Origin of the sequence: Yokenella regensburgei (assembly GCF_051486985.1) — a bacterium.
Classification (GTDB): Bacteria; Pseudomonadota; Gammaproteobacteria; order Enterobacterales; family Enterobacteriaceae; genus CBFFRJ01.
Window position 1 is genome coordinate 1 of record NZ_JAHVDV010000044.1, and the last position, 19,294, is coordinate 19,294.

The following is a 19,294-nucleotide window of genomic DNA, read 5'->3' on the forward strand; positions in this document are numbered from 1 at the left end:
ATCTTCATCGCCACCGGTTCTGAAGTGGAGCTGGCGGTTGCGGCATGGGAGAAACTGACTGCCGAAGGCGTGAAGGCGCGCGTGGTGTCCATGCCGTCCACCGACGCGTTCGACAGGCAGGATGCAGCTTACCGTGAATCTGTGCTGCCGAAAGCGGTGTCTGCGCGTGTTGCCATTGAAGCGGGCATTGCGGACTACTGGTACAAATACGTGGGCCTGAACGGCGCGGTCATTGGCATGACCACCTTCGGTGAGTCTGCCCCGGCGGAGCAGTTGTTTGCGATGTACGGTTTTACGACAGACAACGTGGTGAAAGTGGCAAGGTCGCTGTTGTAGCAGTTGGCCGGCACGGTGCCAGGTTTTCCCCTCACCCTGGCCCTCTCCCCGCAGGGGCGAGGGGAATGCCCGAGCGGGGTTGAGTTATCTCATCCTGTACGCGCACGGCGGGGCTTTCTCCCTCTCCCCGCAGGGGCGAGGTAACTGACCGAGCAGGTTTTCTCCCTCTCCCTGAGGGAGAGGGTCGGGGTGAGGGGGAACGAGACGCACTAATGCAATTTTCTGCTCATTTTTCTGAATCGAGCAGAAAAGAGCACTACTCTTCGGCCACCTCAATATGCATATTGAGGTGGCCGAAGTTATCCATATTTGTATCGTGGCTTACCACCACAATATCTAACTCCTCGCAGGCAACCACTTTGTAGCGTGCGACCTGAGACACTTTATCGGCCGTCACAGCGGCGATGACTTCGTTACTCTGCGCCAGCACTTCCTTTTTAAAACAGGCATCTTCGTAATAGACCGCGCTCATCCCGACCTGGGGATCAAGACCGCATACACCGATAAAGGTCTGATCGAAAATCATGCCACGGAGTTGATTCACCGGCTCTGAACCCAGCGTACTGCCGGTGTGGGCATTTACTTTTCCACCCAGCAGGATAAGTTCAATATTGACCCGCCCGCTCAGTACCGACGCTATCTGCGGAGAGTTAGTCACCACGGTCAGTTCCATATCCGCAGGCAGGGACTCAACCATCGCCACGTAGGTGGAACCTGCATCAATAAAGACGCATGCCCCCGGCCTGACAAGCTGCGCACACCGCCTGGCAACCTGCGATTTCTCTGGCATGTTCTGCGTCATCCGGGTTTCGAAACTGGCCGACTGCTTAAACTGACTGACCGCGCCACCGTAGACTTTTTTGCACAATCCCTGGCGGGCCAGCTCCTGAAGATCGCGGCGTATGGTGTGCTCTGACACCCCCAACTTACGGGCGATATCTGCACCGATAACCCTGCCGGTTTCCGTCAGTATCTGATGGATGAGAGACTGCCGTTGCTCGGGCAATGCATCATAATCAATCACATTCGATCCTCAAGTGAACATAATATTGCACAATGTAGCGTGATCTATCATAGTGTTGCGATATCCATGATACATGCTCAGGTACGCTGCAGGCGATCTCTTCTGCTTTAGGCATGACGATGACAATCATTGAGGCCCTGTATGTATCAAGCAATCATTTATCAGGAGTTGGATAACACCATGCAGACGCTTGAGCGGCTGACCCTTGCCTGGTTTGCCAGCCATAAAGACCAGCAGCAGGCCGATCTCTTTTACCGCTATATGAACCAGTCGCAATCCGGCTGTTTTAAGCAACATTACGCACGAGTGCTGGATTCTTCAATGGAGTCTTTGACCAGCGTACTACCGCAGCTTACCAACCGGCTGGCTCCGGGTGTCGCAGAGACCATTTCCACCTCTGCACTCAAGACCCGGCGTATTTTTAGTCTGATCATCTACTGGCTCATCCAGTATCACAGTGGTCACGCCAGAGACTTGCCAGAGCGTGAAGAGATGCTTGATATCTTCTCAAGCATCCTTGAGAGCACGACGCTGAAGATGTGGTGAAGCCAGAGGCATTTTCCCCTGGTATGGTTATGCGGCACATTTTGGTAACCTGCCGTTGCCGTCGTAGGGTGCGTCAACCTGCCGAAGTAAATCCTGATATTATTCGATGAAGATGCCGTTTATGGCAAAAAATTAACCTAAAAATCAGTGTAAGCGACTTTAAATTATATTTTTTCCAGAGTAAATGACGAGTGCTGGCAAGGAAGAGCACGCCGTTTACGGTCCCTTTGGATTGTTGTATAACGGAAATGATTAGCACTAAAACTATCGCAACATAATAAGAGTGAACGGCAGCAGATAAAGGGTAAGGTAATGTCAGACGAGAGAATTTCCACAAAAGTTAAGAACGTACAATCCTCTGCAATCAGGGAATTATTAAAACACAGCAAAATGCCTGGGGTAATCTCTCTCGGTGGAGGCATTCCGAATCCTGATTTATTCGACCGTGAAGGTCTGCAAATGGCGATGGACAAAGTCCTGTCAGAATCCTGGAAAGATGCCTTTCAGTATGGTCTGAGTGAAGGTAGCCCGGAACTGCGTGACGCTATTTGCCAGCTCTCTGCGCAACGCCAGATCACCTGTACCCTCGATGACGTGGTGATCACCTCCGGCTCCCAGCAATCCCTTGATATGCTTGCCCGCGTGCTGATTAATCCAGGCGACGTCATTGTAGTGGAAAGACCGACGTACCTCGCCGCGCTGCAGGTCTTTCAGCTGGCGGAAGCACGCCTGGCCTCGGTAGGGACGGATGGTGAAGGGATGATGGTTGACGAGCTGGAAACGCTGGTCCAAACCACCACCATCAAAGCCGTATACGTGGTGCCCACCTTTGGCAACCCTGGCGGTGTTACGCTCTCTGATGAGCGCCGCAAAAAACTGGTGGCACTGTCGAAACGCTACAACTTCGTCATCATTGAAGACGATCCGTACAGCGAAATTAACTTCACTGACAAGCGGTTCAAGCCCTTAACGGCGTGGGCAAAAGAGATTGATAACAGCGACAATGTTATCTACACCTCAACCTTTTCAAAAATTCTGGCACCGGGCGCCCGCGTAGGTTGGGTGATCGCCCCTGAGTGGATTAAACGCCAGATAGTGACCCTGAAACAGGCCACGGATTTGCATACCAGTTCGCTCGCCCAGTCGCTCACTTATCATTATCTGCAAACGGGTCGTCTGCCGGCGCAGCTTAAGATGATCCGCGCCTCATACAAAGAGAAGTGCGACACGCTGTGCGAACTGATTGAAACTCAACTGGGCGATCATTTGACTTTCCACCGTCCGCAGGGCGGCATGTTCCTGTGGGCGAAGTTTACCTACGAAAAGAACGCGACTGACTGGCTGAAGCAGACGCTGGCGAAAGGGGTTGTCTACGTGCCGGGGGAATTTTTCTATGCCGATAACCCGGATCACACCACGTTGCGTATGTCTTATGTGTCAGTGACGGATGAAAACCTGAAAGAGGCTGTTTCGCGCCTCAAAGCGTCACTCTGACTAAAAAAACCATGTATCCCGCCAGGGATACATGGTGAGTAAAGGGTTTATTTTCCCGGTGCAACCTGGAAAATAAACCAGCCATCTAAATGCTTCGAGAATACTTCCACATAATCTGTAAAAGTACGCCTCCATAATGATTTCTGGAACGTACTGCGTCCAATTCAAAAGTTGAATCATATGATTCAAGAAATAGGAAAGGCGTAGCCTGAAGGCGTGCTGTATAGCGTGATGTTAAATCCAATGCGTTTTATTTTCGAAGAAAAGCGTTGTTTTCCGAAAAGTTATAGAACGATGTTCAGGGTGAAGTTGCCCGGAAGAAGTGGCGTAATAAGTGTCTGCGATCTCACATTAATAACACCGGAACGAACATTAATATAAACAAACCTTAAACGAAAAGGAGCAGAGTTATTTGCAGGTTAAAGCCAGCCTTCATCCTTGCAAATAAGCCAGAGGCGCATATCAAATTCCAGTTGGTGATACTCTGGCTCCATATGGCAGCACAACTGATAAAACGCTTTGTTATGATCTTTCTCTTTCAGGTGCGCCAGTTCATGCACCACAATCATGCGTAAAAAGGACTCAGGGGCCTGACGAAACACCGTCGCAACACGTATTTCCGCTTTGGACTTTAGCTTCCCGCCCTGAACGCGGGAAACCGATGTGTGCAGCCCGAGCGCGTTCTTAAGCACATGAATTTTATTGTCATATGCCACTTTGTTAATTTGCGGCGCATTACGTAAAAACTGGTTTTTAACATCCTGAGTGTACTGGTAAAGCGCTTTATCCGTGGTGATGCCGTGTGCGTCGGGGTAACGCTTTTGAATAACCTCGCCAAGCCGGTTCTGGGTAATCAGCGTTTGCACCTGGTTTAACAGCGATTCAGGATAACCTTGTAAATAAGTCAGCGTTGTCATGGCCAGGGGTTTACATCTCCGGTTAATTAAGCGATAAAACGCGCGAATTCTAGCATTCCGGAGGGGCGATGGGCCAGATTGAGTTAATCGGACAGTCATTTGCATTAGAGCGTTTTCCACCTAATGCCGAAGAAGCGTCATTACAGGCGTGGGACGCGGCAGATGAATATTTACTGCATCAGTTAAACGATGCCGCGGGCGTTACGCTCATTTTTAATGACAGCTTTGGTGCGCTTGCCTGCGCGCTGGCAGATTGTCGACCGGTTAGCATCAACGACTCGTTCATTGCCGAGCAGGCCACCCGCCATAACCTGAGCCTGAACGGTCTGGATGAAGATGCGGTGGTATTTCTCGACAGCCTCAGCGAGTTACCTGACGCCCCGGCACGTGTTCTTATAAAAATTCCTAAACAGCTTGCCCTGCTGGAGCAGCAACTGCACGCGCTGCGCCGGGTGGTGACGCCGGAAACGCAAATTATCGCCGGTGCCAAAACCCGGGATATTCACAACTCAACGATGGCGTTGTTCGAGAAGATCCTCGGCCCCACTACCACCACCCTTGCCTGGAAAAAGGCACGACTGATCCACTGTACCTTTACTGCGCCTGAGGTTGCCGATGCGCCTGAGACCAATAACTGGAAACTGGATGGCACCGACTGGACTATCCATAACCACGCGAATGTCTTCTCCCGCAGTGGGCTGGATATTGGCGCGCGACTGTTCCTGAAGCACCTGCCGGAAAATATTGAAGGGGAACTGGCGGATCTGGGTTGCGGTAACGGTGTGATTGGACTGACGCTGCTGGCACAGAACCCGAATGCCCGCGTGCTCTTTACCGATGAATCGCACATGGCAGTGGCTTCCAGCATGATGAACGTGGAAGTGAACATGCCGGATGCGCTGTCCCGCTGTGAATTTATGGTCAACAACGGTCTTTCCGGTATTGAGCACGATCGTTTTGACGCCGTGTTATGTAACCCGCCGTTCCATCAACAGAGCGCCATTACCGACCATATCGCCTGGCAGATGTTCCATGATGCCCGCCGCAGCCTGAAATACGGCGGTGAGCTGATCGTGGTGGGTAACCGTCATCTGGATTACTTTCGCAAGCTGAAGAAGATTTTCGGTAACTGCAGCAACGTAGGGGCATCAGGTAAGTTTGCGGTGCTAAAAGCAGTGAAAACGCGCAAAAAACGGTAAGAGCCCTCACCCCGACCCTCGCCCTCAGGGCTGAGGGATCCCCACAAAATAATACGCGCGCGGAAAGTCCCCTCGCCCCTTTGGGGAGAGGGCCAGGGTGAGGGGAACATGCGGCTCTTGTGGTCATTCCGTTCACCTTATGTTCCTTGCTTTTCTGTCACGCCAGAACCCGTGAACGTGCCAGGGTGGTTCACCGCCACCACCCTGGCGACCCGGGCTCCCGGCCAGGAAAATCGCCGCTTCGCGGTCCATGATGCTTATGTCGTCTGACTATCGGGTCGGGGACCAGCCTGCATCCCTGCAGGCTATCCCCTCCGCCCGCTTCCCTGCGGGCGGCCCCGGTCAGCCGTCAACGCCTCATCGATTTTCAGCCGGACCCAGTCATCGCGGTAACGGTTTTATTCTCATTGCGCCGTGATATCGCTGCAAAACGTCATATTACTGGGGATTCCTCAGCCCTAAAGGGGAGAGGGAACCGATCGAGCATGCCGGGGTTTTCTCCCTCTCCCTGAGGGAGAGGGCAGGGGTGAGGGGGAGAAAAGTGCAGCGTAGCTCAAGCTTCCCGCCACTATCCTCTTAAAAAAATATTTAAATCAGATGGTTAGCGCCAGCTTCGTCCCCTGGGCAATCGCCCGACGGGCATCCAGCTCCATCGCCACATCGCACCCGCCAATCAGATGCACCGGTTTTCCGGTGGCGAGCAGCGGTTCGAGCAGTTCCCGGCGCGGCTCCTGGCCTGCGCACAGCACCACATTGTCGACGGCAAAAACCTGCGGCTCGCCGCCAATCAACACGTGCAGACCCGCATCATCGATCTTCTGATAGCTCACCGCCGGGATCATTTTTACCCCTCTTGCGAGGAGCGTCGCCCGGTGGATCCAGCCGGTTGTCTTACCCAGCCCTTCACCCGGTTTTGAGGCTTTACGCTGCAACATCACAATCCGGCGCGGGCTTTTTGGCAGCTGTGGCCCCTCCGGTCGCAACCCTCCCACCTGACTCAGGCTGGTGTCTATTCCCCACTCTACGCAAAACTCGGCAATATTCTGGCTGGTTGGCTCGCCAGGCTGGCTCAGATACATCGCCGTATCGAAACCGATCCCCCCGCAGCCAATAATGGCCACGTTCTCACCCACCGGAACGTTGTCACGCAGTACGTCCAGGTAGCTCAACACCTTCGGATGAGCGATCCCTTCGATCTCCGGCGTGCGTGGGGCAATGCCGCTGGCGAGGATCACCTCCTCAAAGTCAGTCAGCATGGAAGGGAGTACAAATTGATTGAGCCTGAGATCAACGCCGGTTATCTCAATCATGCGCCGGTAATAGCGCAGCGTTTCGTAGAACTCCTCCTTACCGGGGATCTGCTTAGCGATGTTAAATTGCCCGCCGATCCCGGCAGCCGCGTCAAACAGCGTCACGCGGTGTCCGCGCAGCGCGGCATTTACCGCAAAGGCCAGTCCCGCCGGGCCAGCCCCGATCACCGCGAGCTTTTTCATCTGCGTGACAGGGATAACCGGCATTTTAGTTTCGTGGCAGGCGCGTGGGTTCACCAGGCAGGAGGTGATTTTGCCGACGAAGATCTGATCAAGGCAGGCCTGGTTACAACCGATGCAGGTGTTGATCTCATCCGCTCGCCCGCTTTGTGCTTTAGAGAGGATCTCCGCATCGGCCAGGAACGGGCGTGCCATAGACACCATATCCGCATCACCGCGTGCCAGCAGATCCTCCGCCACCTGCGGATCGTTAATGCGGTTGGTGGTGATAAGCGGCACCTTCACTTTGCCTTTGAGCTTGCGGGTCACCCAGCTGAAGGCCGCCCGCGGCACGGCGGTAGCGATGGTGGGAACACGCGCTTCATGCCAGCCAATGCCGGTATTGATGAGGGTAGCACCAGCGGTTTCGATGGCGTTGGCCAGTTGCACGGTCTCTTCAAAGACGCCACCCCCTTCCACCAGGTCCAGCATCGACAGGCGGTAAATAATAATAAAATGCGCACCCACCCGTTCGCGTACCGCCCGTACCACCTCTATGGCAAAGCGCATACGACGGGCATAATCGCCGCCCCATTCGTCTTCCCGGTGGTTAGTGCGTGCGGCGAGGAATTCATTAATCAGGTAGCCCTCGGATCCCATCACTTCCACACCGTCATAACCCGCTAACTGCGCCAGTTCAGCACAACGGGCAAAATCGTTAATGAGGGCCAGGATCTCATCATGAGTCAGCTCATGGGGGGTAAAGCGGTTAATCGGTGCCTGAATGGCCGACGGGGCCACCAGCGCAGGCTGGTAGCTGTAGCGTCCGGTGTGCAAAATTTGCAGTGCGATTTTGCCCCCCTCCTGATGCACCGCATCGGTAATCAGTCGGTGATGAGGAAGCTGATTTTCGTCGTTGAGTACCGCGCCGCCCTGCATAGTAACGCCGGAAAGAGACGGGGCCACGCCACCGGTGACAATGAGAGCCACACCGTGGCGCGCGCGCTCGGCATAAAAGGCCGCCAGCCGTTTTGCACCGTCCGGGTGTTCTTCCAGTCCGGTGTGCATCGACCCCATTAACACGCGGTTTTTTAGGGTGGTGAACCCCAGCTCAAGCGGGGAAAATAGCGACGGGTAATGGCTCATAAGGCTTCCAATGTAAAATTATTGTTATGTGGTCGGATGAGTTGTAATTTAGCTGGTGCAGAGGAAAGTGGAAAACGGGAATGTGGTGATTGTGATGCGATTCAAAGAATGGTGCGGCCTGGTCCCCTCACCCTAACCCTCTCCCCAAAGGGGCGAGGGGACTGTTAAGTGCGGCCTGCTACCCTCACCCTGGCCCTTTGCCACGGGGGGAGGGGACTCATTCTCCCTCTGCCACGGGGTGAGGGGACTGTTAAGTGCGGCCTGATACCCTCACCCTGGCCCTTTGCCACGGGGGGAGGGGACTCATTCTCCCTCTGCCACGGGGTGAGGGAACGGTTAAGTGCGGCCTGATACCCTCACCCTGGCCCTCTGCCACGGGGAGAGGGAACGGTTAAGTGCGGCCTGATGCCCTCACCCTGGCCCTCTGCCACGGGGGGAGGGAACGGTTAAGTGCGGCCTGATGCCCTCACCCTGGCCCTTTGCCACGGGGAGAGGGAACGGTTAAGTGCGGCCTGATGCCCTCACCCTGGCCCTCTGCCACGGGGTGAGGGGACTGTTAAGTGCGGCCTGATGCCCTCACCCTGGCCCTCTGCCACGGGGAGAGGGAACTGTTAAGTGCGGCCTGATGCCCTCACCCTGGCCCTCTGCCACAGGGGGAGGGAACTGTTAAGTGCGGCCTGATGGCCTCACCCTGGCCCTCTGCCACGGGGAGAGGGAACGGTTAAGTGCGGCCTGATGCCCTCACCCTGGCCCTCTGCCACGGGGGGAGGGGACTGATCGAGCGAACCGGCGGCTCTCTTTTCTCCCTCTCCCTCAGGGAGAGGGTCGGGGTGAGGGGGAACGTATCAGCCCCGGCGCCTGCCACATCGAGGTCGTCAGGCCGCTGTCTACCAGACCAAGCTGATCGGCGTAGACCGCCTGCCATTTTTGCATCATGCCGTCATAAAGCTCCCGGTGTGCTGGGTTAGGCGTAAACTCCCGGTTCCATTTCACCAGCCTTTCGCCGGTTGCTGCCATATCGTCATACAACCCGGCACCGACGCCGGCTGCAATTGCACAGCCCAGCGCTGTCGCCTCTTTTACCTCGGGCACACGTACCGGCAGCCCGGTCACGTCACTGAGGATCTGGCTCCACAGCGCCCCTTTTGCGCCGCCACCGGCAAACACCAGGCTGTCGAAAGTCACCCCTGAGAAGCGCGAGATCTGCGCCAGATTGCAGGCGGAAACAATGGCGGCATTCTCCTCCAGCGCACGGAACAGCGTCGCTTTGTTGCACTTTTCCGGGTCGATGGAGAGGTTAATAAACGACGGCGCCGCGTGATACCACTGCTTGAAGTGCATCGCGTCCGAGAAAATTGGCATCACGCCGTGCGAGCCTGCGGGCACGCGACCTGCCATCTCTTCAAGCAGGGAGTAGGCATCCATCCCCATCCGCTCGGCAATCAGTTTTTCTTCCGCACAAAAGGCGTCGCGAAACCAGCGCATGGTCAGGCCGGTAAAGAAGCTGATGGACTCGGCCTGCGCCATGCCTGGAATCACATGCGGATTCACGCGAATGTTCATCTCAGGATCAGTACGCACCTGCGGCAGGTTGACCACCTGTTGCCAGAAGGTGCCGCCCAGCACCGCCGTTTGTCCCGCTCGCACCACACCCAGTCCCAGGCAGCCCAACTGCACATCGCCGCCGCCCATCACCACAGGGGTGCCTTCACGCAGGCCGCTCTCCTGTGCTGCTTGTTGAGTGACCTCGCCCAGCACGCTGCCGGTCTCTTTCACCGGCGAGAGCATATCCGCGCGCAGCCCGGCCATATCCAGCAGGGAGGGTCGCCAGTCGCGGGTAAAGAGATCGAGCATACCGGTAGTGCCTGCGTTGGAAGGATCGACCGCCAGCCAGCCGGAGAGCCGGGCGGCAAGCCAGTCGCTTATCATGGTTATCGTTGCGGCGTTGCGGTAAATGTCAGGACGATGATGGGCCAGCCACAGCAGGCGGGGCATGGCGCTCAGTGCCAGGGTCTGACCGGAAACGGCATAGACTTCCGCTTCAAACTGGTCGTCATGGATCTCTTTAAGCTCGGCGACTTCGCGACTTGCGCGGGCATCCACGTTCGCGCAGGCCCAGATAGCCTCACCGTTGCGATCGTAAAGCACGATCCCCTCGCGCATGGAGCAGCAGGCGACAGATTTAATGTCAGCACCGCCGAGCCCGGCGCCGGTCAGCGCCTGTCGAATGCACTGGCAGGCCAGCTGCCAGTTAGTATCGAGGTCAAATTCCATTGAGCCGGGGACATTTTCCACGCTGAGGTGTTTCCATTCCGCCTGGCCGACGGCGATTTGCCGCCCGGATAAGTCGAAGATCACTGCACGAATGCTGCCTGTCCCTGCATCTAACGCTAAAAGGTAACTCATGGGCTTGCCTCGCTGTTGTCCACGCGGCAAGGCCAGAGGCGCATTATTGCGCCAGCGCCAGAACCGCGCGTGCTGTCGTCTCTTCCGTCACCAGGCCGTTAATACGGCAACCTTTGAGTGCGGCATAAATCGCGTCTGCTTTTTCCGTCCCTCCGGCGACGCCTACGATGGTGGGCAGTTGCGCCAGCTCATCAAGGGTCACGCCGAGCAGTTCCCGGTGGATCTCCAGACCTTCCACCCGCTCGCCGTTGGCCTGCAGGAAGTAGCCAAGGATGTCGCCAACTGCTCCTTTACGGGCAAACATCAACTGTTCGCCTTCGCTGATATAGCCGGATCGCAAAATAGTGGCATCGCGCTTTTGATTCACCGACCCGATACCGACCACCGCAACATCTGCGGCTGTCGCCGCCAGGATCACATCCCGCACGCTGGATTCCTTTTTCAGGATCTCTGCGACTTCCGGGGATGACACCCGTAGCGGCGCGGGGATCATGCTGATGCTACAGGCCGCATCCAGCTGGCCAATGCCGGTCATATAGGGGCCAACGCCACCGGATAGGGTCACAAGGCGGATCTGTTGCGAGCCGATAAAGCCGCTCAGGTGCTGAATGCAGCTCATCGTCGCCTCGCCAAACCCCACCGCCAGCAGCTGGCCCGGTTCCAGCACCCCCATCAGGGTCTGCGCCGCGCCCACGCCCAGACGGGTGTTCATCGGCGGCGTGTTAAGCGCTGGCAGCACACGGGCTACCCGCAAACCAAAGACCCGTTGCAGCTCTGTCTCCAGCGACAGGCAGCCCTCATAGCGGGAGTTTATCTGTACCCGGATAACCCCTGACTGACGTCCTTTCTCCAGCAGACGGGAGATCTTCAGGCGTGGCAGGCCAAGCCGCTCACCAATATCGTTTTGCGTCAGGCCATCGTGGTAATAGCACCAGGCCACGCGCGCCACCAGTTCTTCTTCTGCCAGCGCCAGCCCGGCAAAACGTCCCTCTTCCAGTGCTTTTTTTTCGCTCATAGATGAACTCTTATAAAAATTTAGATCATATGTTCGTACTTGCTGGCGGTGAAAATGTGAGCCGCCCGGCAAAACCGATCTTTTGCTGAAGCCCTTGGATTTGTGATGATCCAAATGCATAAAAGTGTGATCACTGCACGGTTGTAAATATAGTTCACCGTCTACGCTTTTGAACATTATTGAATCAAAAAATCATTTGTTCAATAGCGGAGCGAGCATGAATCCACTGATTGACGCACGGGGCATCAGTAAGCAGTTCTCAGGCGTAAGCGTCCTGAAAGCCATTGATTTCACCCTTTGTTCAGGCCAGGTGCACGCGCTGATGGGCGGTAACGGTGCCGGTAAATCCACACTGATGAAAATCATCGCCGGGGTGGAAACCCCTGACAGCGGCGAACTTTTTATTTGCGGCAGGGCGTTTACGCGCCTGAAGCCGAATCAGGCACATCAGCTTGGCATCTACCTGGTGCCACAGGAGCCGATGCTGTTTCCGAACCTGACCGTGCGGGAGAACATTCTGTTTCGCCTGCCGCGTAATAGCGCCCAGGAGGCGCTGCTTGCGGAAAAACTGCAACAGCTTAACTGCCAGCTTAATCTGCAGGCCGCCGCCAGCACTCTGGAAGTGGCGGATCAACAGATGGTGGAGATCCTGCGTGGACTGATGCGCGACGCGAAAATCCTGATCCTCGACGAGCCAACGGCTTCGCTCACCCCTGGCGAAACCGAGCGTCTGTTCCGCCAGATTCGGGCACTACAGGAACTGGGGGTCGGCATTGTCTTTATTTCCCATAAACTGCCGGAAATCCGCGCCCTCGCCAGCCATGTTTCGGTCATGCGTGACGGTGCCGTTGTGCTCAGCGCTGCCATCGGGGAGCTGGATGACAATGCGTTGATTAGTGCCATGACGCCCGTCAGCCGCGAGCGGGGCCTGAGCGACACGCAAAAACTGTGGCTGTCGCTGCCGGGCAACCGTCGTACCCAGCCGCAGGATTTTCCGGTATTGCGCGTTGAAGAGCTGACCGGCGAGGGCTTTATCGATTTAAGCCTTGAGATCCACGCCGGGGAGATCGTCGGCCTGGCGGGTCTGGTCGGTTCCGGGCGCACCGAGTTTGCCGAAACCCTGTATGGCCTGCGCCCGGTGCGCGCGGGGCGTATCTGGCTGGAAAACCGTGTTATTAACGCCGATCCGATTCGGGCAAGGCTGGATCGCGGTCTGGTTTATCTGCCGGAGGATCGCCAGGTCTCCGGGCTGTTTCTGGACGCGCCGGTGCGCTGGAACACGGTTACGCTCAACGAACCTTCTTTGTGGCAGCAGCGTAAGCGTGAAGCGGCAGTGGTGGAACGTTATCACCGGGCGCTCGGCATCAAACTTAACAATGCAGATCAGATCGTGCGCACCCTGTCCGGCGGCAATCAGCAGAAAGTGCTGCTGGCGCGCTGCATGGAGGCCAACCCGCTGCTGTTGATCGTCGATGAACCAACGCGCGGCGTGGACGTGGCGGCAAGGGCGGATATCTACCAGCTTATCAAAAGCGTGGCGGCGCAAAACGTGGCGGTACTGATGATCTCAAGCGATCTCGATGAGTTCCCAGGCCTTGCAGACAGGGTGCTGGTGATGCATCAGGGGCGGCTCAGCGGTGAGCTTTCACGCCATGCGGTCAGTGTGGATCGGATGATGACGCTGGCATTTGGCGGAGGGCACGCATGAAAACCTTACTCAAAAACCGCGAGCTGAGCGCCTTTCTGGCGATCCTCGCGCTCTTTATTGTGCTGGTGGCGCTTAACCCTGCGTTCTTCAGCCTGCAAACCGTCGGCATGATCTTCGCCAGCAGTCAGATCCTGATGCTGTTGGCTCTCGGTGCGGCGCTGGTGATGCTGACCCGCAATATTGATGTTTCGGTCGGATCGACGGTGGGCCTGTGTGCCATTGCCGTCGGGGTCGCGCTCAATAGCGGCTATAGCCTGCCGGTGGCGATCCTCTTTTCGCTGGCGATCGGTGCGCTGGCAGGCGCTTTCAACGGCCTGCTGGTGGTGGGGCTTAAGATCCCGGCGATCGTGGCAACCCTCGGCACGCTTGGGCTCTATCGCGGTGCCATGCTGCTCTGGACAGAAGGTAAATGGATAGAAGGACTGCCCGCCAGTCTCAAGGCACTGTCAGCAGCGGGCGTGACCGGCGTGTCGCCGCTCGGATGGCTGGTGCTGATGCTTTTGGGCGCAGGAACCTGGGTGCTCGCGCGCACGGCGTTTGGCCGCGACTTTTATGCCGTGGGGGATAACCTTGCCGCCGCGCGCCAGTTGGGGGTAGCGGTGAACCGTACCCGTATGACCGCGTTTACCTTAAACGGCGTGCTGGCGGCGTGTGCCGGAATAGTGTTTGCCTCGCAGATTGGTTTTGTGCCGAACCAGACCGGCAGCGGCCTTGAGATGAAGGCCATTGCCGCCTGCGTGCTCGGCGGGATTTCTCTACTGGGCGGTACGGGCACGCTGGTTGGTGCGTTTCTCGGTGCCTTCTTCCTCACTCAAATCGACACCGTGCTGGTGCTGTTCAGGCTACCGGCCTGGTGGAACGACTTTATTGCAGGCCTGGTGCTGCTGGGTGTGCTGGTACTCGATGGCCGCCTGCGCCAGGCGCTGGCTCGTCATCAGCGTGCGCTGAAGTACAGCCGTTTTATGCCCGGTAATAAGAGGGGTAAAAACGTTGCCCGCTTTCCGAAACGTAAAAACAAAGAGGTGGCGTAAATGAAGCTCAACTGGGAAAGCGCGCTGCTGCTGATACTGGTGCTGGAGATCCTCTTCTTTGGTGCGCTCAATCCGCGCATGCTGGACGTCAATATGCTGCTGTTCAGCACCAGCGACTTTATCTGCATTGGCATTGTGGCCCTGCCGTTGACGCTCGTTATCATCAGCGGCGGCATTGATATTTCGCTCGGCTCGACCATCGGCCTGTGCGCCATCGCGCTGGGGGTGATGATGCAGGCGGGATGGCCCATGAGTCTCGCTATTGTGCTCACCTTGCTGCTCGGAGTGATGTGTGGCGTGGTGAACGCCGCGTTGATTCATTACACCGGCATTAGCCCGCTGGTGATTACCCTCGGCACGCTCTATCTCTACGGCGGCGGGGCGCTGCTCCTCTCCGGCATGGCGGGGGCAACCGGTTATGAAGGCATCAGCGGTTTTCCCGACAGCTTCACCGCTTTTGCCAACCTGACGGTGCTGGGGTTACCCATCCCGCTGGTGCTGTTTGCGGCGATCACCTTCTGTTTCTGGCTGCTGACCCACCGGGGGCGCTTTGGTCGCCACCTCTTTTTACTCGGACAAAACCCACGTGCGGCGCGCTATGCCGCCCTCCCGGTCAATGGCATGCCCTATGCGCTCTATGGCCTGGTGGGGCTGGCATCGGCCATTGCTGCCGTGGTGCTGGTCTCCTATTTCGGTTCGGCGCGTTCGGATCTTGGACGTGATTTATTAATGCCCGCGCTTACCGCCGCAGTTCTGGGCGGCGCCAATATTTATGGCGGCTCGGGTTCGGTGTTGGGTACTGCGCTGGCAGCGTTGCTGGTGGGGTACTTACAGCAGGGGTTACAGATGGTCGGCATCCCCAACCAGGTGTCGAGCGCGTTGTCGGGTGCGCTATTAGTGGTGGTGGTGATGGGGCGTTCGCTAAGCCTGCACAGGGAGTGGCTACGTATGGCATGGCGTCGGGTTCTAACGCGTTAATAAGCGGAGTTCAACATGAAGATGAAACTGATAGTACAACTGAGCGCGCTGGCGCTGGCTGGCAGCGTCATAGCGGCGCAGGCAGCGGATCGCATCGCCTTTATTCCTAAGCTGGTCGGCGTGGGTTTCTTTACCAGCGGCGGCAACGGCGCGAAAGAGGCAGGTAAAGATCTGGGGGTCGACGTAACCTACGACGGACCGACGGAGCCGAGCGTCTCCGGCCAGGTACAGCTCATCAATAACTTCGTGAACCAGGGCTACAAGGCGATTATCGTCTCGGCGGTCTCCCCGGATGGCCTCTGCCCGGCGCTGAAGCGCGCAATGCAGCGCGGGGTGAAAATTCTGACCTGGGACTCTGACACCAAGCCCGAGTGCCGCAGCATTTATATCAACCAGGGCACCCCGGAACAACTGGGCGGCCTGCTGGTGGAAATGGCAGGCAAGCAGGTAACCAAACCCAATGCCAAAGTCGCCTTCTTCTATTCAAGCCCGACCGTCACTGACCAGAACCAGTGGGTGAAAGAGGCGAAAGCCAAAATCGAGAAGGATCATCCGCAGTGGCAAATCGTCACCACCCAGTTTGGCTATAACGATGCGACAAAATCGCTGCAAACCGCTGAGGGGATCTTAAAAGCCTACCCGGATCTGGATGCTGTCATCGCCCCGGATGCCAACGCCCTGCCAGCGGCAGCGCAGGCGGCGGAAAACCTCAAACGTGAAGGGGTGGCGATTGTCGGCTTCAGTACGCCGAACGTGATGCGCCCGTATGTCGAGCGCGGCACGGTGAAAGCCTTTGGTCTGTGGGACGTGGTGCAGCAGGGCAAAATTTCGGTAAACGTGGCGGAACATCTGCTGAAAAAGGGCGATTTGAACGTGGGTGACAGCATTGAGGTGAAAGATATCGGCACGCTGAAAGTAGAGCCTAACAGCGTCCAGGGCTATCAGTATGAAGCCAAAGGCAATGGCATTGTGCTGCTGCCGGAGCGCGTGGTGTTCACCAAAGAGAATATCGGTAAATACGACTTCTGACGGGGGAAATGATGGCGGATTTAGATGACATTAAAGATGGCAAAGATTTTGGCCTGGACAGGCCGCAAAAGAACGTGCCTTTTGCGCTGAAAGGCTGCGGGGCGCTGGACTGGGGTATGCAGTCGCGTCTTGCCAGGATCTTTAACCCTAAAAGTAACCGCACGGTGATGTTGGCCTTTGACCACGGCTATTTCCAGGGGCCAACCACCGGGCTTGAACGTATTGACCTCTCCATTGCGCCCCTGTTTGGCGAGACGGATGTGTTGATGTGTACCCGTGGCGTGCTCAGAAGCCAGGTGCCGCCTGCCACCAATAAACCGGTGGTATTGCGGGCCTCAGGCGGCAACTCAATTCTGACCGAGCTGTCGAATGAGTGCGTGGCGGTGGCGATGGAGGATGCCCTGCGCCTGAACGTATGTGCGGTGGCAGCCCAGGTCTATATCGGCAGCGAGCATGAGCACCAGTCAATCAATAACATCATCAAACTGGTGGATGCCGGTAATCGCTATGGCGTGCCGACCCTGGCAGTGACGGGGGTGGGCAAAGAGATGACGCGGGATGCGCGCTATTTTTCACTCGCCAGCCGCATTGCTGCCGAGATGGGCGCACAGTTCGTCAAAACCTATTTTGTGGAAGAGGGGTTTGAAAAAGTGACCGCCAGCTGCCCGGTGCCGATTGTGATTGCCGGAGGTAAAAAGCTGCCGGAGCTTGAGGCGTTAGAGATGTGTTTTCGCGCCATCGACCAGGGGGCGTCCGGCGTGGACATGGGGCGGAATATCTTCCAGTCCAGTGCGCCGCTTGCCATGCTAAAAGCGGTGAAGAAGGTAGTACATGAGAATATGAGCGCCCGTGAGGCCTGGCAGTTCTGGCAGGAAGAGAAACAGGGAGAAGAGAAATGAACGTAACTATGGTGGAGATCAACATCAAGCCCGACAAGATCGATGAGTTTCTTACGGTGTTTCGTGCCAACCACGAGGGCGCAATTCAGGAGCCGGGAAACCTGCGTTTTGATGTGTTGCAGGATAGCGACGTCAAAACCCGGTTTTTTATCTACGAGGCCTATAAGGATGAGGCGGCGGTGCTGGCGCATAAGAAGACGCCGCACTACCTTGCCTGCGTGGAAAAGCTGGAGGAACTGATGTCGGAACCGCGTAAGAAGCGAACGTTTGTGGGGCTGATGCCGGAGTAGTGGGTGTGGTGCGGGTTGTTCCCCTCACCCTGACCCTCTCCCCAAAGGGGCGAGGGAACCGATCGAGCGTGCTGGAAGGTGAGCGTACGATCTGCGTTTTCTCTGCCTCAAAAGGGCAAGGGAGCGACTGAGCGTGCTGGAAGGTGAGCGTGCGATCTGTGTTTTCACTGCCTCAAAAGGGCAAGGGAGCGACTGAGCTGGCTGGAAGGCGGGCGTGCGATCTGTGTTTACACTGCTTCAAAAGGGCGGGGAGCGACTGAGCTGGCTGGAAGGTGAGCGCAGCCTGCGCCCGAATGGAGAGAAAAAGGTCAGTACGGGCTGGGGCCTTGATTTTCACCCTCTCCCTTTTAGGGAGAGGGCAGGGGTGAGGGTTGATTTACGCTTCTTCTACCGCCACGCGCATCGCCGCAAGTGCCGTGCGCGCTGCTTTGAGTACCTGTTCACACTGCTCAATGGTCAGCGTTAAAGGAGGCTCAATACGGATGGTTTTTGCGTTGTTAAGCGTCCCGGCAACCAGCACGCGCTGGCGGAACATTTCGCTTGCAAAGGTGTAGCCGATTTCGTTATCCACAAACTCAATCGCCATCAGCATGCCTTTGCCCCGTGCATCCTGCACCAGGTCCGGGTATTCACGTGCCAGCAGGCGGAAACCGTCCAGCAGCATGTCGCCTTTCTGTTCGGCCTGGGCCGGTAAGTTCTCTTCCAGCAGCACGTTAATGGTCGCAAGCGCAGCCGCACAGGCCAGCGGGTTGCCGCCAAAGGTCGTGGTGTGCAGGAAAGGATTGTCGAACAGCACGGAGAATACCTCTTCGGTGGCGATAGTCGCCCCAATGGGCATTACGCCGCCGCCAAGTGCTTTGGCAAGGCATAGTATGTCCGGCTGAACATTCTCATGCTCGCAGGCAAACATTCTCCCGGTGCGGCCCATGCCGGTCTGCACCTCGTCAAAAATCAGCAGCGCGCCAAACTCATCACACAGCTTACGCACGGCGGGCAGATAGCCCTGCGGTGGCAGGATCACGCCCCCTTCGCCCTGAATCGGCTCCAGGATCACCGCCGCAACATCATCACCGGTTTTGTGGCATTCGCTAAGCTGCATGCGCATGGCATCAATGTCGCCAAACGGCACGTGACGAAAGCCCGGTAGCAGCGGCATAAAGGGCTTGCGGAAAGTGGATTTCGCCGTGGCAGAGAGCGCGCCTAAGGATTTCCCGTGGAATGCGCCACTGGTGGCAATAAAGGTGAATTTACCGCGCGGTGACTGGTAAGCCTTAGCCAGTTTTAAGGCGGCCTCAACCGACTCGGTGCCACTGTTGCTAAAGAAGCTGTATTTCAGTTTACCGGGGGCGAGTGCGGCCAGTGTTTTTGCCAGCATTGCCCTTAACGGGTCGAGAAGTTCCTGGCTGTGCAGGGGCTGTTTTGCGAGTTGGTTCTGTACGGCGGATACAACGACTGGATTACGGTGCCCCACATTGAAGATGCCAAATCCACCCAGGCAATCTAAAAACTCCTGCCCCTGAGTGTCGACAAGCGTATTCAGACTTCCCGCCTGCCATTCTACGGCTCCGTAATCCCCGCCAGCGGTGACAGATTTCCGATACTCAAGAAAACCCGGATTCACATGCTCTTTGAAATACTCTCTGACCTCTCGGTTCAGCTCCTTCATCTCGTCCTGATCAAGCGTTCGCTTCTCGATGAGATTCAGTGCGTGAGCGCTGCACGCTAATGCCGATGCGCTGGAAGGTAACCTGTTCAAAATAAGCTCCTGGGCGGGGCGTATCACATGATACTGAGTAAAGTATTGCAG

Annotated in this window: 16 protein-coding genes; 10 read left to right on the forward strand and 6 right to left on the reverse strand. The window is 56.7% G+C overall.

Annotated elements, in window-relative coordinates; all coding sequences use genetic code 11:
• Positions 1–336: transketolase-like TK C-terminal-containing protein (locus KXR87_RS21545; RefSeq protein ID WP_437434258.1), on the forward strand; the 336-nt coding region annotated here is incomplete at its 5' end.
• Positions 337–592: 256 nt separating this feature from the next.
• Here KXR87_RS21545 and KXR87_RS21550 read toward each other — a convergent pair.
• Positions 593–1,360: a DeoR/GlpR family DNA-binding transcription regulator gene (locus tag KXR87_RS21550; RefSeq protein WP_437434259.1), complete on the reverse strand. Its 768-nt coding sequence runs from the start codon at positions 1,358–1,360 to the stop codon at positions 593–595.
• Between the two features lie 141 nt (positions 1,361–1,501).
• On the opposite strand from KXR87_RS21550, the gene KXR87_RS21555 reads away from it, so the two are divergent.
• Together KXR87_RS21555 and KXR87_RS21560 are read left to right on the forward strand one after the other, a co-directional pair.
• A complete protein-coding gene (locus KXR87_RS21555; protein WP_437434260.1) occupies positions 1,502–1,906 on the forward strand; it encodes a hypothetical protein in 405 nt (134 codons plus the stop codon).
• A gap of 312 nt (positions 1,907–2,218) precedes the next feature.
• The gene (locus tag KXR87_RS21560; protein ID WP_437434261.1) at positions 2,219–3,400 is read left to right on the forward strand and encodes a PLP-dependent aminotransferase family protein; all 1,182 of its coding nucleotides are present in this window, start codon (positions 2,219–2,221) and stop codon (positions 3,398–3,400) included.
• A gap of 419 nt (positions 3,401–3,819) precedes the next feature.
• Here the strand turns inward: KXR87_RS21560 and KXR87_RS21565 are convergent, their stop codons facing one another.
• A complete protein-coding gene (locus KXR87_RS21565) occupies positions 3,820–4,317 on the reverse strand; it encodes a M48 metallopeptidase family protein (protein WP_437434262.1) in 498 nt (165 codons plus the stop codon).
• A gap of 68 nt (positions 4,318–4,385) precedes the next feature.
• Here KXR87_RS21565 and rlmG point away from each other — a divergent pair, with 68 nt between their 5' ends.
• Positions 4,386–5,516 carry a 23S rRNA (guanine(1835)-N(2))-methyltransferase RlmG gene (gene rlmG / locus KXR87_RS21570; RefSeq protein WP_437434263.1) on the forward strand — a complete coding sequence of 377 codons (1,131 nt, stop codon included), beginning with the start codon at positions 4,386–4,388 and terminating at the stop codon, positions 5,514–5,516.
• A gap of 593 nt (positions 5,517–6,109) precedes the next feature.
• Here rlmG and KXR87_RS21575 read toward each other — a convergent pair.
• The 3 genes from KXR87_RS21575 to lsrR form a co-directional block, all read right to left on the reverse strand.
• Entirely contained in the window at positions 6,110–8,131 is a 2,022-nt protein-coding gene (locus KXR87_RS21575; RefSeq protein WP_437434264.1) for an FAD-dependent oxidoreductase, read from the reverse strand.
• Between the two features lie 813 nt (positions 8,132–8,944).
• On the reverse strand, positions 8,945–10,537 hold the full coding sequence (gene lsrK, locus KXR87_RS21580) for an autoinducer-2 kinase (RefSeq protein WP_437434265.1): 1,593 nt from the start codon (positions 10,535–10,537) through the stop codon (positions 8,945–8,947).
• A gap of 43 nt (positions 10,538–10,580) precedes the next feature.
• A complete protein-coding gene (lsrR, locus tag KXR87_RS21585) occupies positions 10,581–11,552 on the reverse strand; it encodes a transcriptional regulator LsrR (RefSeq protein ID WP_437434266.1) in 972 nt (323 codons plus the stop codon).
• A gap of 217 nt (positions 11,553–11,769) precedes the next feature.
• On the opposite strand from lsrR, the gene lsrA reads away from it, so the two are divergent.
• Genes lsrA through lsrG form a run of 6 tightly spaced genes read left to right on the forward strand, consistent with a single transcriptional unit; the run spans position 11,770 to position 17,487 of the window.
• The gene (gene lsrA / locus KXR87_RS21590) at positions 11,770–13,260 is read left to right on the forward strand and encodes an autoinducer 2 ABC transporter ATP-binding protein LsrA (protein ID WP_437434267.1); all 1,491 of its coding nucleotides are present in this window, start codon (positions 11,770–11,772) and stop codon (positions 13,258–13,260) included.
• On the forward strand, positions 13,257–14,291 hold the full coding sequence (lsrC, locus tag KXR87_RS21595; protein ID WP_437434268.1) for an autoinducer 2 ABC transporter permease LsrC: 1,035 nt from the start codon (positions 13,257–13,259) through the stop codon (positions 14,289–14,291). The genes lsrA and lsrC overlap by 4 nt, the downstream gene beginning before the upstream one ends.
• Positions 14,292–15,269, forward strand: a complete 978-nt coding sequence (lsrD, locus tag KXR87_RS21600) for an autoinducer 2 ABC transporter permease LsrD (protein ID WP_437434269.1) — start codon at positions 14,292–14,294, stop codon at positions 15,267–15,269.
• A 15-nt stretch (positions 15,270–15,284) separates the two neighbouring features.
• Positions 15,285–16,298 carry an autoinducer 2 ABC transporter substrate-binding protein LsrB gene (lsrB, locus tag KXR87_RS21605; RefSeq protein ID WP_437434270.1) on the forward strand — a complete coding sequence of 338 codons (1,014 nt, stop codon included), beginning with the start codon at positions 15,285–15,287 and terminating at the stop codon, positions 16,296–16,298.
• Between the two features lie 11 nt (positions 16,299–16,309).
• Positions 16,310–17,197: a 3-hydroxy-5-phosphonooxypentane-2,4-dione thiolase gene (gene lsrF, locus KXR87_RS21610; RefSeq protein WP_437434279.1), complete on the forward strand. Its 888-nt coding sequence runs from the start codon at positions 16,310–16,312 to the stop codon at positions 17,195–17,197.
• On the forward strand, positions 17,194–17,487 hold the full coding sequence (gene lsrG / locus KXR87_RS21615) for a (4S)-4-hydroxy-5-phosphonooxypentane-2,3-dione isomerase (RefSeq protein WP_437434271.1): 294 nt from the start codon (positions 17,194–17,196) through the stop codon (positions 17,485–17,487). Before lsrF ends, lsrG begins: the two co-directional genes overlap by 4 nt.
• A gap of 376 nt (positions 17,488–17,863) precedes the next feature.
• Here the strand turns inward: lsrG and ygjG are convergent, their stop codons facing one another.
• Positions 17,864–19,243: a putrescine aminotransferase gene (gene ygjG, locus KXR87_RS21620; protein ID WP_437434272.1), complete on the reverse strand. Its 1,380-nt coding sequence runs from the start codon at positions 19,241–19,243 to the stop codon at positions 17,864–17,866.
• Positions 19,244–19,294: the final 51 nt, after the last annotated feature.